This window comes from Indiicoccus explosivorum, from assembly GCF_002167005.1.
Lineage (GTDB): Bacteria > Bacillota > Bacilli > Bacillales_A > Planococcaceae > Indiicoccus > Indiicoccus explosivorum.
The window spans coordinates 25,257-42,008 of record NZ_NHTN01000008.1 but is presented as its reverse complement, the minus strand read 5'-3'; the positions used below and the strand labels follow the sequence as shown (position 1 = coordinate 42,008).

At 54.1% G+C, this 16,752-nt stretch carries 16 protein-coding genes; 1 reads left to right on the top strand and 15 read right to left on the bottom strand.

Annotated features, from left to right (window positions below; genetic code table 11):
• Window positions 1-7 precede the first annotated feature (7 nt).
• The 12 genes from smc to CCE92_RS02205 form a co-directional block, all read right to left on the bottom strand.
• Window positions 8-3,556, bottom strand: a complete 3,549-nt coding sequence (gene smc, locus CCE92_RS02260) for a chromosome segregation protein SMC (RefSeq protein ID WP_088005900.1) — start codon at window positions 3,554-3,556, stop codon at window positions 8-10.
• A gap of 2 nt (window positions 3,557-3,558) precedes the next feature.
• Window positions 3,559-4,311 carry a ribonuclease III gene (gene rnc / locus CCE92_RS02255; protein WP_088005899.1) on the bottom strand — a complete coding sequence of 251 codons (753 nt, stop codon included), beginning with the start codon at window positions 4,309-4,311 and terminating at the stop codon, window positions 3,559-3,561.
• A gap of 124 nt (window positions 4,312-4,435) precedes the next feature.
• Window positions 4,436-4,669 carry an acyl carrier protein gene (locus tag CCE92_RS02250; protein WP_088005898.1) on the bottom strand — a complete coding sequence of 78 codons (234 nt, stop codon included), beginning with the start codon at window positions 4,667-4,669 and terminating at the stop codon, window positions 4,436-4,438.
• A 39-nt stretch (window positions 4,670-4,708) separates the two neighbouring features.
• On the bottom strand, window positions 4,709-5,452 hold the full coding sequence (gene fabG, locus CCE92_RS02245; RefSeq protein ID WP_088005897.1) for a 3-oxoacyl-[acyl-carrier-protein] reductase: 744 nt from the start codon (window positions 5,450-5,452) through the stop codon (window positions 4,709-4,711).
• Window positions 5,449-6,384, bottom strand: coding sequence for an ACP S-malonyltransferase (gene fabD, locus CCE92_RS02240; protein WP_088005896.1), 936 nt, complete (start codon window positions 6,382-6,384; stop codon window positions 5,449-5,451). Before fabD ends, fabG begins: the two co-directional genes overlap by 4 nt.
• Entirely contained in the window at window positions 6,381-7,373 is a 993-nt protein-coding gene (plsX, locus tag CCE92_RS02235; RefSeq protein ID WP_088005895.1) for a phosphate acyltransferase PlsX, read from the bottom strand. The genes fabD and plsX overlap by 4 nt, the downstream gene beginning before the upstream one ends.
• On the bottom strand, window positions 7,357-7,953 hold the full coding sequence (fapR, locus tag CCE92_RS02230; protein ID WP_088005894.1) for a transcription factor FapR: 597 nt from the start codon (window positions 7,951-7,953) through the stop codon (window positions 7,357-7,359). The genes plsX and fapR overlap by 17 nt, the downstream gene beginning before the upstream one ends.
• 88 nt (window positions 7,954-8,041) lie before the next feature.
• On the bottom strand, window positions 8,042-10,105 hold the full coding sequence (recG, locus tag CCE92_RS02225; RefSeq protein ID WP_241535837.1) for an ATP-dependent DNA helicase RecG: 2,064 nt from the start codon (window positions 10,103-10,105) through the stop codon (window positions 8,042-8,044).
• Complete coding sequence (sdaAA, locus tag CCE92_RS02220) at window positions 10,074-10,973, bottom strand: L-serine ammonia-lyase, iron-sulfur-dependent, subunit alpha (protein ID WP_088005893.1); 900 nt, start codon at window positions 10,971-10,973, stop codon at window positions 10,074-10,076. Before sdaAA ends, recG begins: the two co-directional genes overlap by 32 nt.
• A 13-nt stretch (window positions 10,974-10,986) precedes the next feature.
• Complete coding sequence (sdaAB, locus tag CCE92_RS02215) at window positions 10,987-11,649, bottom strand: L-serine ammonia-lyase, iron-sulfur-dependent subunit beta (protein WP_088006009.1); 663 nt, start codon at window positions 11,647-11,649, stop codon at window positions 10,987-10,989.
• A 419-nt stretch (window positions 11,650-12,068) separates the two neighbouring features.
• Entirely contained in the window at window positions 12,069-13,721 is a 1,653-nt protein-coding gene (gene fakA, locus CCE92_RS02210; protein ID WP_088005892.1) for a fatty acid kinase ATP-binding subunit FakA, read from the bottom strand.
• Between the two features lie 21 nt (window positions 13,722-13,742).
• Window positions 13,743-14,105, bottom strand: a complete 363-nt coding sequence (locus tag CCE92_RS02205; protein WP_088005891.1) for an Asp23/Gls24 family envelope stress response protein — start codon at window positions 14,103-14,105, stop codon at window positions 13,743-13,745.
• 218 nt (window positions 14,106-14,323) lie between these two features.
• Between CCE92_RS02205 and rpmB the strand changes: the two genes are divergently transcribed.
• A complete protein-coding gene (gene rpmB, locus CCE92_RS02200; protein WP_088005890.1) occupies window positions 14,324-14,512 on the top strand; it encodes a 50S ribosomal protein L28 in 189 nt (62 codons plus the stop codon).
• Between the two features lie 30 nt (window positions 14,513-14,542).
• Here rpmB and CCE92_RS02195 read toward each other — a convergent pair whose 3' ends face one another.
• Genes CCE92_RS02195 through rsgA form a run of 3 tightly spaced genes read right to left on the bottom strand, consistent with a single transcriptional unit; the run spans window position 14,543 to window position 16,748 of the window.
• Complete coding sequence (locus CCE92_RS02195) at window positions 14,543-15,202, bottom strand: thiamine diphosphokinase (RefSeq protein WP_088005889.1); 660 nt, start codon at window positions 15,200-15,202, stop codon at window positions 14,543-14,545.
• Window positions 15,199-15,864, bottom strand: a complete 666-nt coding sequence (gene rpe / locus CCE92_RS02190; RefSeq protein ID WP_088005888.1) for a ribulose-phosphate 3-epimerase — start codon at window positions 15,862-15,864, stop codon at window positions 15,199-15,201. Before rpe ends, CCE92_RS02195 begins: the two co-directional genes overlap by 4 nt.
• A 2-nt stretch (window positions 15,865-15,866) precedes the next feature.
• Window positions 15,867-16,748, bottom strand: a complete 882-nt coding sequence (gene rsgA, locus CCE92_RS02185; RefSeq protein WP_088005887.1) for a ribosome small subunit-dependent GTPase A — start codon at window positions 16,746-16,748, stop codon at window positions 15,867-15,869.
• Window positions 16,749-16,752: the final 4 nt, after the last annotated feature.

Below are 16,752 nucleotides of genomic sequence, written 5' to 3'. Positions count from 1 at the left end.
CCTTCAGTTATACCCGTTCTTCCACTTTGACGGATACCAGTTTGGATACCCCTGATTCCTGCATGGTGATGCCATAGAGCACATCCGCCCCTTCCATTGTGCCTTTTCGGTGGGTGATGACAATGAATTGGGTCTGCTCGCTGAATTTCTTTAAATACTCGCTGTATCTGACGACATTCGCCTCATCCAATGCCGCCTCCACTTCATCCAGGATACAGAAAGGAACCGGCCGGATATTCAGGGAAGCAAACAGGAGGGCAATAGCAGTCAATGCCCGCTCACCGCCGGACAGGAGACTTAAATTCTGCAGTTTTTTGCCTGGCGGCTGAGCAACGATTTCAACCCCGGTCTCCAGAAGGCGGTCAGGTTCTGTAAGAACGAGATCGGCGGAGCCGCCGCCAAAAAGCTCCCTGAAAACACTTCTGAACTGCGTCCGGATCGCATGGAAGGTATCGTCGAAACGGACAGTCATTTCCTCGTCCATTTCCCCGATGACCGTACGGAGTGTCGCTTTCGCTTCATTCAGGTCATCACGCTGGGTCTTCAGGAATTCGTGCCGTTCGGCAACCTGTTCAAACTCGGCGATCGATTCGATATTCACGGTCCCGAGCTCTTCTATCGACTGTTTCAGAAGCCGGACTTGTCTGCGCACGTCCGGTTCCGGTCCGGGCAATTCATAGCAGGCGGCATCCGAAGGATCCAATCTGTAGTTTTCGGCAAGCTGCCCGGTGAGTGAAAACATTTGGGTTTCGGTGCGGGCCGCTCTCACTTCCAGATCATGGATCGATTCCGCGCATTCCCCTGCAGTTCGCTGCAGCTCTTTCAGCGACTCTGTCAGCCGTTCCTGTTCAGCCTCCTGCAGCTGCCGCTTTTCTTTCGCGTGAGCCGCACGCTCCTGCGCCGCTTCTTTTGCAGCGGTCCACCTGCTGATTTCATGCAGGATATCGGCCTCCGAATAATCCGGCGCATTTCCGCCTTCCTGGAGCCAGCCCATTTCTTCTCTTGCTTTCTGAATAAAGCCTCTGCTCTTGTCGAGCTGCCGGGCAGCTTCCCTTTTTGCAGCCGCCGATTGGCTCACCCGTTCCTGTAAGACAGCGAGCCGCGATTTTTCATCGGACAGCCGGCTCAGTACTTCGCCCCTGGCAGCTTCATTCTGCTGCTTTAACGCTGTCAGCCGCTCGATGTCGGCCGATAGTTCTTCAAGCCGGGAACCGAGTTCATCAAGCTGGCTCCGTGCCGCCGATTCACGTCCGCCGATTTCTCCTTTATCCGCCGCTCGGTTATCCTGTTCCGCCTGGAAAAGCGCGAATCGGTTTTCCGCGGTCCGGAGCAGCGCTTCCTGTTCCCTTAGCGCCGCTCCCAGTTCCGCTTCCTCATCCCGCAGCAGTTCCCCTTCGCGGCGAAGTTTTTCTGTTTCAGCCCGCGCTGATTCCATATTCCGTTTTTGTTCTTCCGCAGAGCGTCTGATGGCAGTCAGTTCTTCTTTCAGTTTTATCTGCCTCGCAGTCAGCTCCTCGAGCTCTGCTTTACGGGAGAAAACGGATGATTGCGACTTACTGGCGCCGCCGGTCATCGAGCCGCCCGGATTGATGACGTCCCCTTCCAGTGTGACGACCCTGTACCGGTTCGAAAGGAGTTTCGCGATTTCACCGGCGCCTTTCAGATCCCGTGCGACGATGGTGTTGCCGAGAACGTTCTCGATGACATTCCGGTACACCGGATCGAACGTGACGAGCTGATGCGCCGGCTGAATGAACGAAGGGTGATGCTCGGCGGCCCAAAGGACCGTTTCCGGTATCCGGCGCGGTTTCATGACGGAAAGCGGCAAAAATGTTGCCCGTCCTGCCCGCTTTTTTCGGAGGTAGTCGATCGCTTCCCTGGCATCCGCCTCTGTTTTGGCGATGATATGCTGGCTGGCTGCGCCCAGCGCCGTTTCAATCGCTTTGGCATAGGCGGGATCCGACTGGATCATCTCCGCCACCGCTCCTATGATGCCTTCCACTTCGTTCTTTCTCCGGGCAATGAGCACTTCCCGGACACCTTGGAAGAAGCCGGAGAAATCATGTTCAAGGTCGCGGAGCGTTTCAAGGCGTGCAGTGAGCTGCCGGTCATTTTGTTCCGTTTCCGCCAGGCGCCTCTGCTGCTGTTCAGCTTCTACACTGACTTTCTGCAGCTTATTTTCTGCCGTTTTGTACGCTTTCCGCTTTTCCTCAAGTTCCAGACGGGCGGCTTCATATACAGCCGCTGCTTTCTCCCTCTCCGCGCGAAGGACAGCCAGCTCCTCTTCCAGCTGCCGCCGCTGCTGGCGGCTCCTGTCAGTTGATGCTTCAAGCTGCTTTGATTGCAGCTCGATGTTTTTCAACTCATTTCTGACGGCCGCCTGTTCATTCATCAGATCGATATAAAGCGATTTCCGGGACTCGACTTCCTTCTCGAGATCTTCAGGGCTCAGTGACAGCTTGTCCTCAAGCGCCTTCACCCGGTCGGCTGCCGCTTTCTGATCTTTCCTAAGCTTCCCTTCCTGTTCTTCTGCCTGTGCGAGCAGCTGTTCCTGTTCCGCTACTGCCCGTTCACCGTTCTCCAGCTGTTCCTTCAGCTGCAAGATCTGCCGCTCCGCATTCTGCTTTTTTTCAGTGAGAAGGAGTTTGCGGCCTTCCCATTTTTCGCTTTCCGCAGCAGCTTCCACAAGGAGCCGCTGTGCTTCTTCAGTTTCTTCATCCAATCCGCGGATGGTTTTCCTGATACCGCTCAACGCTGACTCTTGCTTTTCCGCCTGCTGGCCAATCGACTTCTGTCGGCCGGTGGCTTCCTGCGCTTCTGACCGCAATCCCGCCAGTTCCTGATCGAGCTTCCGGTAATCAAATGCCATCAGCGCAATATCGGCATCTCTGAGTTCTTCGGTCATCGCCAGGTAATCTTTCGCTTTCACTGCCTGGATTCTGAGCGGTTCGATGCGGCCGTCCAGTTCGTGAAGGATATCCGACACACGGCTCAGGTTGTCTTCAGTCTCCATCAGCCGGACTTCCGCCTGGCGCTTCCGCTGCTTGTATTTCAGCACACCGGCGGCTTCTTCGAAAATCGAACGCCGGTCTTCTGGCTTGCTGTTCAGGATTTCATCAACCCGGCCTTGCGAGATGACTGAAAACGCTTCCTTCCCCAGACCGGAGCCCATAAGGAGATCTGTTATATCCTTCAGCCGGCATACTTGTTTATTCAATAAGTATGCACTGTCCCCGCTCCTGAAAACCCGCCGGGTCACACTGATTTCGCTGTAATCAAGCGGAAGACGCCCGTCCGTGTTATCGAGGACGAGCGTCACCTCCGCAAAGTTCACCGGTTTTCTGGAATCGCTGCCTGCAAAAATGACATCCTCCATCTTGGAGCCGCGGAGCGACTTGGCGGATTGCTCGCCGAGCACCCATCGGATCGCGTCGGTCACATTGCTTTTTCCGCTGCCGTTCGGACCGACGACAGCCGTCACTCCGGGAACGAAATCAATGCCGATGCGGTCAGCGAACGATTTAAAACCGATCACTTCAAGTCTTTTCAAATACATCTTCAGTCCTCCGGATTCCCCTGCAATTTACGTATGGCCACCATCGCCGCCTGCTGTTCCGCTTCCTTCTTCGATCGGCCTTCCCCCGTGCCGAGAACTTCCCCATCCAATGATACTTGGGTGATGAACGTACGGTTATGGGCTGGCCCCTTCTCTTCCGCGATTTCATACGACAGCGTCCCTTGGTTTTTCTGCTGGATCAATTCCTGAAGCTGGCTTTTGTAGTCCATCACATGCGAAAAAGCACCGATTTCCACTTTCGGGAACAGGACGCGTTCAAGAAAGCGGACGACGGAATCAAAGCCCTGATCCAAGTACAAGGCTCCTACGAATGATTCAAACGCATCCGCGAGCAATGCCGGACGCGCCCTGCCGCCAGTCAGTTCCTCTCCCTTTCCAAGAAGCACATAACGGCCGAACGACAGCTCATTCGCGAATAGGACAAGTGACGGTTCACAGACGACAGCAGCTCTCAGCTTCGTCAGTTCCCCTTCACTCATTTCCGGATAACTTTTAAACAGGTAGTGGGAGACGGACAATTCCAGGACAGCGTCACCCAGAAATTCAAGCCGTTCATTATCCGTGTAATTCCGTTTCCGATGCTCATTCACATACGATGAATGGGTAAACGCCTGGTAAAGCAGTGTGGGGTTTTCAAAATGGATCCCGAGCTCCCGCTGGAGATCGCTGAATGATGCACGCACACTTTCCGGAAGCACTCCGGGTTTCTGTTCTTTTTTCCGTTTCATGGACATAAGCAATCTGCCTTCCTTAGCTGGTTCTGCCATTAATTTTACCTGTTTTTTTCCGGCAGTGCAAAACAGGAAATGACGCACGCCCATTCGTACAAAGACAGGCGGTACGTCATTTTACTGGCGTCTATTTTTTGCTTTCAATATAGTTCACTGCATCTCCGACGGTCTTGATGTTTTCTGCATCTTCATCGGAAATTTCCATGTCGAATTCATCTTCGAATTCCATAACGAGTTCAACTACATCCAGTGAATCCGCTCCAAGATCGTCCCGGAAAGAGGCTTCCGGTTTCACTTCGCTCTCATCGACCCCAAGACGGTCCACGATCACTTTAGTCACGCGTTCCATTACTTCTGCCATTATCGTCACCTCCCCTCAAGAAGTATATCAGTTCCTGAACTACATCACCATGCCGCCGTCGACGTGGAGCGTCTGTCCGGTCATATAGGAAGCGTCGTCGGATGCCAGGAACAGGACCGCTTTCGCCACGTCTTCCGGAGCCCCGAAACGGCTGAGCGGAATCTGGCCGAGCATCGATTCCCGGACGGATTCATCCAGTTTTCCAGTCATATCGGTCGTGATGAAGCCCGGAGCGACTGCATTCACTGTGACGCCCCGTGAAGCCAATTCTTTGGCGGCTGTCTTCGTCAGGCCGATCACGCCGGCTTTTGCGGCCACATAGTTCGCCTGCCCGGGATTCCCGGTGACACCGACGATGGAGGCGATGTTGATGATGCGCCCCTGACGCTGCTTCATCATGGGTCTGGCTGCCGCCTTTGTCGTAATGAAGACTCCTTTCAGGTTTGTATTGATGACATCATCCCACTCCCCGTCCTTCATCCGCATGAGGAGGTTGTCGCGTGTAATACCGGCGTTATTGACGAGGATGTCCAATGCGCCGAACGTTTCCAGCGTCTGGTCGAACATAGCCTTCACAGAATCCGCATCCGCAACATCCGCCTGGCAGACCAGTGCTTCGCCTCCATTTTCCCGGATTTCTTCTGCTACCGCTTCCGCTTTGTCCCGGCTTCCGCTGTAATTGACGACGACTTTCGCGCCTTCCGCGGCAAGCGTGCGGGCGATGGCTGCACCGATGCCTCTTGATGCGCCGGTGACAACAGCTGTCTTCCCTGCCAATCTCATTGTTTCAGCTCCTTTACAGCGCTTTCAAGCGTTTCTTCATCATAAACGGGGAGAACTTTCACTGAACGGTCGATTTTCTTCACTAAGCCGCTCAGCACTTTCCCCGGACCCGCTTCCACGAATACCGTTACACCCAAGTCGATCATTTCCCGGACGGACTGTTCCCAGAGGACCGGCGAATAAAGCTGTTCCACCAGCAATTCACGTATTTCTTCGGGATCCGTCACAGCGTCCGCCGTCACATTCGAAATGACAGGGACCTGCGCTTCTTTCAGTCCTGCATCCTGCAGTGCTTTTTCCAGCCCCGAAGCGGCCGATGTCATCAGCACCGAATGGAAAGGACCGCTGACATCGAGCGGAATCACCCGCTTCGCTCCCTTTTCTTTCGCCATGGCGCCTGCGCGCTCCACTCCTTCTTTCGCTCCGGAAATCACAATCTGTCCAGGGGAGTTGATGTTGGCGAGCTGCACGCTGTATCCATCAGCGGTCACTTCTTCCGTGACTTTCCGCAACTCTTCGCTTTCCATCCCGAGCACCGCTGCCATCGCGCCTTGTCCTGCCGGAACTGCTTCGTTCATCAGCAGCCCCCGCTTATGTACCGCTTTCACTGCATCTTCGAAAGACAGCGCGCCGGAAGCTACGAGTGCACTGTATTCACCGAGGCTGTGGCCCGCCGTATAGTCGGGCTGTAAACCAGCTCTCTTCAGCCGTTCGGCGATGACCGCGCTGACCGTCAGGAGGGCGGGCTGTGCGTTGTACGTAAGCGTCAGCTCTTCTTGCGGCCCTTCCTTCATTAATTCTGACAGACTGAAACCGAGCGCTGCATCTGCTTCACGGAAGTACCCGGCGCTAGTTTCGTCACCGAGGAAGTCCGTACCCATTCCGACAGCCTGGGATCCTTGTCCCGGAAAAATAAATGCGATTTTCGTCATTGGTCCGCAGCTCCTTTCATTGTCTGGCGGATCGTGCCCGCCACATCGCTTTCGATCATCGTCCGCGTCTGCCGGATCGCGTTGAACACGGCATTGGCATCCGATGAGCCGTGCGCTTTAATCACCGGCGCGTTCAGGCCGAAAAGTGCCGCCCCGCCATATTCGCTGTAATCCAGCATCGACTTGAGGCCGCTCAGCTCGTTTCTGACAAGCAGGGCTGACAGTTTCGTCTTTGCAGAGGAAGTGAACACGTCTTTGATCATGGAAAAGAGACTCATCGCAGTCCCTTCGATGGTCTTCAGAACGATATTGCCTGTGAAACCGTCTGTCACGACCACATCGGCCGCACCGTTCAGCAGCTCGCGCGACTCCACATTGCCGATGAAGTTCACCGGCGCCTCTTTCAGCAGCGGATAAGCCGCTTTCGTCAGTTCATTGCCTTTCTTTTCCTCTGTGCCGATGTTCAGGAGCCCCACGGTCGGATTTGCAATCCCCCGTACTTTCTCAGCATAAATGCCGGCCATCACTGCGTACTGCACAAGGTGTTCGGGGCGCGCTTCTGCATTAGCTCCAAGATCGAGCATGACAAACCCTTTGCCATCGACGGTCGGAAGCGTCGGGGCAAGCGCCGGCCGGTCCACCCCTTCGATCCGGCCAACCACAAAAAGGCCGGCCGCCATCAAAGCTCCTGTGTTGCCGGCGGAGACACAGCCGTCCGCCTCCCCATCTTTGACCGCCTGCGCCATCCGTACCATGGAGGCGTCTTTTTTCCTTCTGACGGACCGGACCGGATCGTCTTCCGCTTCAATGACTTCCGCACAATCGATGACGGAGAGCCGTTCGTGATTCTCTATGTATGGCTTCATCTCCTCTTCCCGGCCGAACAAAACGACTTCCAGTTCCGGGAACTCCTGTAAAGCGCGCTGCACCCCCTCCACTATTTCTTTCGGCGCATGGTCGCCGCCCATTCCATCAACTGCGATTTTCACTGCCATCACCTTCCTCTCGTTCCGATTCCCGGTACATCTCGAACTCCCCCGTAAAAACCGGAACTTGCTCCACCGTGGAAACCACTTTTACGTAAGCCCGCCGCCGTGCAGGTTCACGGCCGGTCACTTCCGCTTTCGCAACAACACGCTGCCCCGCCTTTACTGGCCGGAGGAATCGGAGATCCGAACGGACAGTAAGTGCCAGCTCATCATTCATGACTGCTACCGCAAGGGAATTCGCTTGTGCGAATAAATGATGGCCGCGGGCGATGCGGTTCCGCTGGAAAACATGTTCTTCCGAGACATCAAAGATGGAAATCGCGCGTTCATCGAGATCGATGTCGATGATTTCCCCGATCACTTCGTCGATCGGCAGCGATTTCACTTCATCTTCGAAAGTCTGGACCGCCACATGCTTGATCCGCTCCCGAAGTTCAGGGATGGACAATTCCAGCCGGTCCAGCCGGATTGTCTGCACACTTACGCCGAATTCTCTCGACAGTTCTTCATCCGTTATAAAAGGGTTATCTTTAATCGTTTGCTTCAGCTCTTGCTGGCGCACTTTTTTCGGTTTCTTCACCTTGCCCACCACCGCTATTAGCACTTGGTACTAATACGAGTATATAAAGACATAAAAAAGAATGCAAGGAGTTTCAGTCCCTGCATTCTCAGTCCAGGCGTTCCGCAGTCAGTACACCGGATGCTTCCAGGTGGCTCCGCAGACAGGCCGTTTCTTCTTCCGTCCAAAATTCATCGCTGTTCACCAGCTTCTCAGCGTCCTTCCGCGCCGTCTCGAGCGCGCGGTAATCGTGGACCAGGTCCGCCATGCGGAATTCCGGGATCCCGCTTTGTTTTCTTCCGAAAAAGTCGCCCGGCCCTCTCAGTTTCAAGTCCTTTTCAGCAAGGACGAATCCGTCATTCGTCTCCGTCATCGAACTCATCCGCTCCTTGCCGTCCTCTGTTTTCGGGTCAGCAAGCAAAACGCAATACGACTGCTCACTGCCGCGGCCGACACGCCCTCTGAGCTGATGCAGCTGTGCGAGTCCGAACCGCTCCGCGTCGTAAATGAGCATGAAGGTCGCATTCGGGACGTTCACTCCGACTTCGACGACAGTGGTCGAAACGAGGACGGAAATTTCGCCTTCGCTGAACCGCCGCATGACTTCTTCTTTTTCGTCCGGATGAAGCCGCCCGTGCATCAGGCCGACTGTGTATCTCCCTCTGAATATTTCAGATAGCTGGCCGTACAGCTCCACGGCATTCTGGTAATCCAGCTTGTCCGATTCTTCGATAAGCGGACAGATGACGTATGCCTGCCTCCCGGCACGCAGTTCCTGCTCCATCCGCTGGACGACTTTTCCGAACAGTTCTTTTTTCGTCCAGAACGTCTGGATCTCCTTACGGCCTGCCGGCATTTCATCTATGACGGAAATATCCATTTCACCGAACGCCGAGATGGCGAGCGTGCGGGGAATCGGTGTTGCCGTCATGAACAGCGTATCCGGATTGTAGCCCTTATCCCGCAGGACGCGGCGCTGATCCACGCCGAATCGGTGCTGTTCGTCGGTGATGACGAGGCCCAATCCGCGGAATTTGACTTCCGGCTGAATGAGGGCGTGCGTCCCGATCAGCAAATCGATTTCCCCCGCTTCGAGCTGCCGTAGAAGTTCTTTGCGTCTGCTCCCCTTCACTGAACCGGTCAACAGGGCAATATTCAGTCCGAACGGCCGAAACCATCCGTCAATGGTCTGTGCATGCTGTTCGGCTAAAATTTCTGTCGGCGCCATCAGTGCGCTCTGCATCCCGGCCGTTGCTGCGGCAAAAATCGCAATGGCAGCGACTACTGTCTTTCCTGACCCGACATCCCCCTGCAGCAGCCGGTTCATTCGGCACGGATCTTTGAGATCCCGGCAGATTTCATTGACCGCCCGCTTTTGGGCATTTGTCAGCTCGAATGGAAGACTAGTGATGAACCTGCGCAGTTCTTCATTATTGTAATTGACGAACGTGCCGCCTTCCGCTTCACGGTTCCGTTTTTTGAGCACTTGCATTTTCAGCTGGAACAGTAAGAGTTCTTCATATACAAACCGTCTGCGCGCTTTTTTTAGGGCTTCCCCGTCAGGCGGGAAATGGACCCATTCAAGCGCCTGCTGAATGGATTCTAGCTGATAGCCGTCCAAAAAGCGGCGAGGCAGGCAATCCTCCATTTCGGTCTTTGCCAAGTCGAGCGCCTGCCGCATCAGTTTCCGGAACGTCCGCATCTGCATAGAACCTTTCAGGCTGTATACAGGTTCGAAGTCCTGGCCCTCAGTCCTCGGCCCGATCGTATGGCTTGTCACCGTGATCACCTGGCGTCCCCTGTCCCACTTTCCGGTGACCGTCACCACCGCTCCGAGGGCCAGCTTATTTTTGATATAGGGCTGATTGAAAAAGACAGCTTTAATAAGGTGACGCCCGACGAGGAGCCTCACCTGTGTCCGTGATTTTTTTCGTCCGAGATAAAGGACGGCAGGTTCACTTTCGACCCTGCCCTCCACCGTCACCCGCTCGTTATGCGGAGTATCGGCAAGATCTTTCAGCTGGAAGTCCTCATGCCGGTACGGAAACGTCATAATCAAATCGCCTACCGTTTTGATGTCCATCTCCGCCAGGCTCTCAGCTGCCGTCTTGCCCACTCCTTTCAGAGCTGTGACAGGCAGATCAATTGCTGTATCCGGCAGTTGCTGTTCCAAAGATTTTCGCCTCCAGCCATTTCCCTGTAGGAGTTGCGGCAAGGCCTCCTTTTGCCGTTTCTTTCAGGGCGACAGGCATAGTCTGTCCGATTTTGAACATTGCATCGATCACTTCATCGGTCGGGATGCGGCTTGTGACACCGGCCAGCGCCATATCAGCCGCCACGACCGCGTTGGAAGCCCCCATTGCGTTCCGTTTCACACATGGCACTTCCACGAGTCCCGCGACAGGGTCACAGACCAGTCCCAGCATGTTCTTTAGTGTAATCGAGAACGCTTCAGCGCTCTGCTGCGGGGTCCCTCCCGCCATCTCGACGATCGCCGCTGCGGCCATAGCGGAAGCAGAGCCGACTTCCGCCTGGCATCCGCCGGCAGCGCCAGAAATGGAGGCATTATTTGCCACGACGTACCCGAAAGCACCGGAGGTGAACAGGTAGCGGATCATCTGCTCCCTTGTCGGGTCCAGTTTATTTTTTACAGCGAACAGCGTGCCTGGCACTACACCGGCCGATCCTGCCGTCGGCGTCGCGCAGATGGTCCCCATCGCTGCGTTCACTTCATTCGTGGCGACGGCTTTGCTTACTGCGTCCAGAAGAAGATCGCCAGACAGCGCGTTCCCTTTATCGATGTACTGCTGGATCAGGACCGCGTCCCCGCCGGTAAGACCGGAAAATGACCGGACGCCTTTCAGGCCCTTTTCGACGGCCTCTTCCATGACTGTCAGGTTATTGTCCATCTGCTCCATGATTTCGTCCCTTGTCCGGCCGCTGATCAAGCTTTCCTGTTCGAGCATGATTTCCGAGATAAGTTTTTCTTCTTTTTCTGCGAGCTCTACAAGCTCCCGTACGTTACGGAACAATACGTCCATTCCGACCACTCCTTCAACCAGCGATTTTCGTCACTTGGGTAATATTCGGGATCAGTGCGATTTCATCCAGCACATTCTCATCTATCCGCTGATCGACTTCAATGACCATCAGCGCCATTTGGCCGCGCTCTTTTCTCGATACTTCCATATGACCGATATTGATGTCATACTTCGCCAGGCAGTTCGCGACATTCGCAATGCACCCTGCCCGGTCGTCATGGACGACGAGCAGAGCCGAATGACCGCCTGAAAGGCGGAGCGGGAATCCGTTCAGTTCCGTCACTTCTATTGTGCCGCCGCCGATCGAAATACCGGTCAGGCTCATCTCTGATTCACTGTCGCCTACGACGATGCGGGCCGTATTCGGATGCTCGGCGTTGCCGGTCTCCGGAATGAATTCAAACTTCATCCCGAGCTTTCCGGCTTCTTCAAATGAAGTCTTGATCCGTTCATCGAATGTATCGTAATCCAGCAGTCCGCCTATGATGGCAATGTCCGTCCCATGGCCTTTATACGTCTCTGCGAACGATCCGTAAAGATGGATGCGTGCCCATTCCGGCTGCCGGCCGAACAGATCACGGGCCACCCGGCCGATTCTGGCAGCGCCCGCTGTATGCGAAGAAGAAGGACCGATCATCACCGGTCCGATAATATCAAAAACAGACTTATACTTCATTTCCTGCATCCCTCGCTTTTCGTGTTCCTATCTATCCAATTTTACACGAAATCGCATAAATTTTCAAAAATACTGATGAAATCGCGCCAGGCGGACACTTTCCGCGGGCACGGCTTCAGCCGCTTCCTTCGCATTCGCTCAGTCCAGGGTCTTCAGCTCGTGCTGTTCCCGCTGGAGTCGCCGCCTGCCGCTCTTTCATTCATGACTCGTTCGGATTCATTTTACTGCTGCAATTGATTGAACTAACAACGATTTTAAGAGAACAAGGGGAAGCAATCAGCGAACAGAGGAAAAGAAAGAAATCCATGCCACTCCTGCGGAAAAACTGGCTGACCGAGACCCCGCAAGCCCGCTCAGGCGGGCGCGGAGGCTCGGCAGTCAGTCCGCGGAAAGGGCATGGATTTCTCTTTTCCGAACTGTTATTCGATTGAGAAGATATACGGATAGAGCGGCTGGCGCCCGTGGTGGATTTCCACTTCTACTTCGTCATTGAGCGTAGCGATGAATTCAGCCAGTTCATCAGCGTCTGTTTCTTCGGCGTCTTCGCCGTACAGGATCGTCACGATTTCCGCTTCATCATCGATCAGCTGGCGGAGCAGCTCCTGAGCCGCTTCTTTGAGATCGGCTGCAGAGACGACGATCTTGTTTTCCGCAATCCCCATAAAATCATCCTTCTTGATTTCGATTCCGTCGATCGATGTATCCCGGACAGCGTGGGTCACCTGCCCGGATTTCACAAAGGAGATGGCTTCCGTCATTGCATTCTTGTTATCCTCCACCGATGCCTCCGGATTGAATGCGAGAAGGGCTGCCATTCCTTGCGGGACGTTCTTCGTCGGCACGACTGCCGCTTCGATGCCGGCGACTTCCGCCGCCTGTTCAGCCGCCATGATGATGTTTTTATTGTTCGGGAGAATGAGCACACGCTCTGCGTTTATGGCTTTTATCGCCTTCACGATATCCTCTGTCGACGGATTCATCGTCTGTCCGCCTTCGATTACCGTCGAAGCGCCGATACTTTTGAGAAGCTCCGCTATACCTTCCCCCATCGCCACGGTCACGACCGCGTACGGGTGGGTCTCCGCTGGTTTCACGCCTTCTTTTTTATGCCCTTCGCCGACGATATCGGTATGCTGCTGGCGCATGTTTTCGATTTTCATCGAAATGAGGCTGCCGTACTGCTGACCGTATGTCAGGACTTTTCCGGGTTCCTCCGCATGGATATGGATCTTGGCGATTTCATCATCCGAAATAACGAGGAGAGAATCGCCATATGCGCTCAAGTCATTGCGGAATTCCGCTTCATCGAACGTTTTTTTACCCTCTTCAAGCTTAACCATGAACTCCGTACAGTATCCGAACTCGATATCTTCCGTATTCATGAACCCGGCAATACTTTTATGGTGCTCAGTCTTCACAAGGTCGTCCATCGACTGCCGTTCTTGGCGTTCCGGCAATTTTTCCCCTTTGAGGGCAGCCAGGAATCCTTCATATACAAATACGAGGCCCTGTCCGCCGCTGTCCACAACACCGACTTCTTTGAGAACAGGAAGAAGATCCGGAGTCCGCTCCAGGGATGCCTTCGCTTCTTCCAGCGTCTGCTCGAACAAAGCGACGATGTCTTCTTCTTTTCCGGCCAGTTCCATGGCTTTTTTCGCAGCATCTTTCGCGACGGTCAGAATGGTGCCTTCCACAGGCTTCATGACTGCCTTATAGGCTGTATCCACACCGCTCTGCAGCCCTTCCGCGAACCGTTTCGCCGTCAGCTCGGAGTCCCCCGCGATCTCTTTGCCGAATCCGCGGAACAGCTGGGATAAGATGACGCCCGAATTCCCGCGGGCGCCCATGAGAAGGCCTTTCGACAGCGCCTGGGCTGTTTTTCCGATATGCGCTTCCGTATTCGCTTCCGTTTCTTTCGCTCCGGAAGTCATCGATAAGTTCATATTGGTTCCTGTATCGCCATCCGGCACCGGGAACACGTTCAATGTATCAACGTAGTCCGCATTCTGATGGAGGTGATGGGCGCCCATCCTCACCATTTCTGCGAACTGGATTCCGTCAATTGACTTCATAACTATTCCATTGCCTCCTCATTATGGGTTCGTCACGCGGACACCCTGGACGTGAATATTTACTGCCTTGATCGGCAGGCCAAGCAATTTTTGTATGGTGTATTTGACTTTTGACTGTACCTGATATGCCACTTCGGAAATTTTCGTCCCGTAACTGATAATGACGTACATATCAATGATGAGGTTATCCGCTTCCTGTCGGACCAGGACACCTTTCGCAAAATTCTCTTTCCGGAGAATATCGGTCAGACCGTCCCGGATCTGGTTTTTTGTCGCCATCCCGACAATGCCGTAGCACTCCACAGCCGCTCCGCCTGCGACTTGGGCGATAACGTCATTGGAAATATCAATTCTTCCGTGATCGTTGCTGATTTCAACCGACATCGGAATTCCTCCCTGCTAGTCCTTTTTTACTTCTTTCATTCTACATGAACCGCTTCCAGATTAAAAGCGGACAAAACAGGCTGTCAAGGCTTTTTTCTTGAAACCCCCGCCGAATATGTTGCAAACGACCGGACGTTATGGTAAATTGATAAAGTATGTGATGAAAAAAGAAGTGATTCATTCATTTATCAGATTCACTTTTAAGAGGAGGTACCAGTATGGCTAAAGTATGTGCAGTGACTGGCCGTAAAGCCCGTTCAGGAAACAACCGCTCCCACGCGATGAATGCGAACAAACGTACATTCGGCGCTAATTTGCAGAAAGTCCGCATCCTCGTGGACGGCAAGCCGAAGCGCGTTTGGGTTTCTGCGAGAGCATTGAAATCAGGCAAAGTGCAGCGTGTATAATGAAGCAGGAAAATGCCGGGCCGACATCTGTCAGCCCGGCATTTTTTTGTGCTTGTCGTTCGACTCGATCATGAGGCAGCTGCCGGATCTGATGGAGATCGTACCGCCCCCCTGCAATTCGTTACTGGTGAACCGGGAAGAACCGAAAGCCACGCGGTCACCGGACACCTCATATTTGAATCCCGTCAATGATACGCCTTCCGCTTCCTCATGGAAAGGATAAAACGAGATATACCGATACGCAGGGTCCCCTTCGATTACATGGTCCCCAGCCTGCAGGAACCTGATCCGGTTGTACCGGTCTTCCATCAGATATTCCGTCCCAGGGTATTTCAGCTGGAATGTGTGCATCAAGTGCAGGGCGCTCAGAAAGTGATCCAGACGGCCGCCGGTCACGCCGGTCACGATGACGGTTTCCGGCCGGTATTCAGCGGCCAGCAGCAGCGAGAGCTCCAGATCCGTCTCATCCTTTTCCGTCGGTGCAAACCGAAGGTCCGGCACAGCCTTTTTCAGTTCAGCCAATGCCTCCGGAGAGACGGAATCGAAATCCCCCGCAGCGGCATCCGGTGTAATCCCCTGCTCCATCAGCGCAACGGCGCCTGCGTCCGCTCCAATAAATTTCGCTCCCTGCCATTTCTTGAAATCAGGAAGTTCCGAGGCAGGACCGCCGCCTGCGATCAGGACGATCATTTCGCGGCGGCCTCTCCGGCTCTCCGTATGGATTCCAGTGCCGCTTTGCGGTCACTTTTCCCGTAAATGGCAGAGCCTGCCACGAAGACATCCGCCCCTGCCTGCGCACAGGGAATGACAGTCTCTTCATTGATTCCGCCATCGATTTCAATTTCCACATCCAGCTGACGTTCATCGATCAGCGCTTTCAGCTCTGTAATTTTCGTCACCACCGACGGGATGAACGTTTGGCCTCCGAACCCGGGATTGACGGTCATCAGGAGGACCATATCCACGTCTTCCAAGATGTGCTGAATGGCGCTTACAGGCGTATGCGGGTTCAGGACTACGCCCGGTTTCGCACCGGCTGAACGGATCAGCTGCAATGTCCGATGGAGATGGGGGCATGCTTCGGCATGGACGGTGATCAAATCCGCTCCTGCCTCGACGAATTCAGGGATGTACTGATCAGGATTTTCAATCATCAGATGAACATCCAGCGGCAGCTTTGTCAGCGGCCGGACAGCTTTCACCGCAATCGCGCCGAATGAGATATTCGGCACGAAATGGCCGTCCATGACATCAATATGGAGGTAATCCGCCCCCGCTTCTTCCGCTGCTTTCACCTCTTCACCCAATTTGGAAAAATCCGCTGCTAAAATGGATGGCGCAATTTTTATCATACTCAATACCTCGGCTTTCTTTCCATTATTTCTTCCAGGAACTGTACGTAATGCGTGTAACGGTATTCCGGTATCCCCCCCGACTGGACAGCGGCTTTTACAGCGCACTTCGGCTCGTTGGTGTGCAGGCATTCCCGGAACTTGCAAGCCGGTGAACGCTCCGCCATTTCCGGAAAATAACCGGACAGCTCCTCTTTTTCAATATGATTGAAATCAAGCGAACTAAATCCAGGCGTATCCGCCAATAGACCGCCGTTCACTTCAATGAGTTCAACATGGCGGGTCGTATGTTTCCCTCTGTTCAGGGCATCGGAAATCACACCGGTCTTCAGCTCCAGTTCAGGAAGCAGCGTGTTCAGCAAAGTCGATTTCCCGACACCCGATTGCCCGGCCAGCACGCTTGTATTTCCGGCAAGCAGCGGCAGAAGTTCAGCAGCCAGGGATTCATCGCCCTTCATGACGTGGAAAACTTCGTAGCCGATCGCCCGGTAATCCTCTGAATAGCGCGCCAGACGCTCTTTTTCTTCCGCATCCGGCAAGTCCATTTTCGTCAGGATGATCACCGGCTCAATGTCGTATGATTCGATGACCGTCAGAAACCGGTCCAACAGCAGAGGATGAAAGTCAGGTTCTTTGGCAGAAAAGACAAGGATGGCCTGATCGATATTGGCAATCGGCGGCCGGATAAGTTCATTTTTCCGCTCGTGTACGTGCGTGATGGTGCCTTCCCGGTCGTTCTCAGCTTCATAATCCACGAAATCGCCGACAAGCGGTGAAATCTGCCGGTTGCGGAATACCCCGCGCCCCCTGCACTGCACAAACCGATCGCCGTCTTTTACGTAATAAAAGCCGCTCAGCGCTTTCCTGATCTGCCCTTTCGGCATAATC

What these genes read in the sequence shown, in the direction of transcription:
- smc (WP_088005900.1), bottom strand. Translation starts at nt 3,556, where the DNA reads ATGTATTTGAAAAGACTTGAAGTGATCGGTTTTAAATCGTTCGCTGAC.
- rnc (WP_088005899.1), bottom strand. Translation starts at nt 4,311, where the DNA reads ATGTCCATGAAACGGAAAAAAGAACAGAAACCCGGAGTGCTTCCGGAA.
- CCE92_RS02250 (WP_088005898.1), bottom strand. Translation starts at nt 4,669, where the DNA reads ATGGCAGAAGTAATGGAACGCGTGACTAAAGTGATCGTGGACCGTCTT.
- fabG (WP_088005897.1), bottom strand. Translation starts at nt 5,452, where the DNA reads ATGAGATTGGCAGGGAAGACAGCTGTTGTCACCGGCGCATCAAGAGGC.
- fabD (WP_088005896.1), bottom strand. Translation starts at nt 6,384, where the DNA reads ATGACGAAAATCGCATTTATTTTTCCGGGACAAGGATCCCAGGCTGTC.
- sdaAA (WP_088005893.1), bottom strand. Translation starts at nt 10,973, where the DNA reads ATGGACGTATTGTTCCGTAACGTACGGGAGCTTGTAGAGCTCGCAGAA.
- sdaAB (WP_088006009.1), bottom strand. Translation starts at nt 11,649, where the DNA reads ATGAAGTATAAGTCTGTTTTTGATATTATCGGACCGGTGATGATCGGT.
- fakA (WP_088005892.1), bottom strand. Translation starts at nt 13,721, where the DNA reads ATGAAGTCAATTGACGGAATCCAGTTCGCAGAAATGGTGAGGATGGGC.
- CCE92_RS02205 (WP_088005891.1), bottom strand. Translation starts at nt 14,105, where the DNA reads ATGTCGGTTGAAATCAGCAACGATCACGGAAGAATTGATATTTCCAAT.
- rpmB (WP_088005890.1), top strand. Translation starts at nt 14,324, where the DNA reads ATGGCTAAAGTATGTGCAGTGACTGGCCGTAAAGCCCGTTCAGGAAAC.
- CCE92_RS02195 (WP_088005889.1), bottom strand. Translation starts at nt 15,202, where the DNA reads ATGATCGTCCTGATCGCAGGCGGCGGTCCTGCCTCGGAACTTCCTGAT.
- rpe (WP_088005888.1), bottom strand. Translation starts at nt 15,864, where the DNA reads ATGATAAAAATTGCGCCATCCATTTTAGCAGCGGATTTTTCCAAATTG.
- rsgA (WP_088005887.1), bottom strand. Translation starts at nt 16,748, where the DNA reads ATGCCGAAAGGGCAGATCAGGAAAGCGCTGAGCGGCTTTTATTACGTA.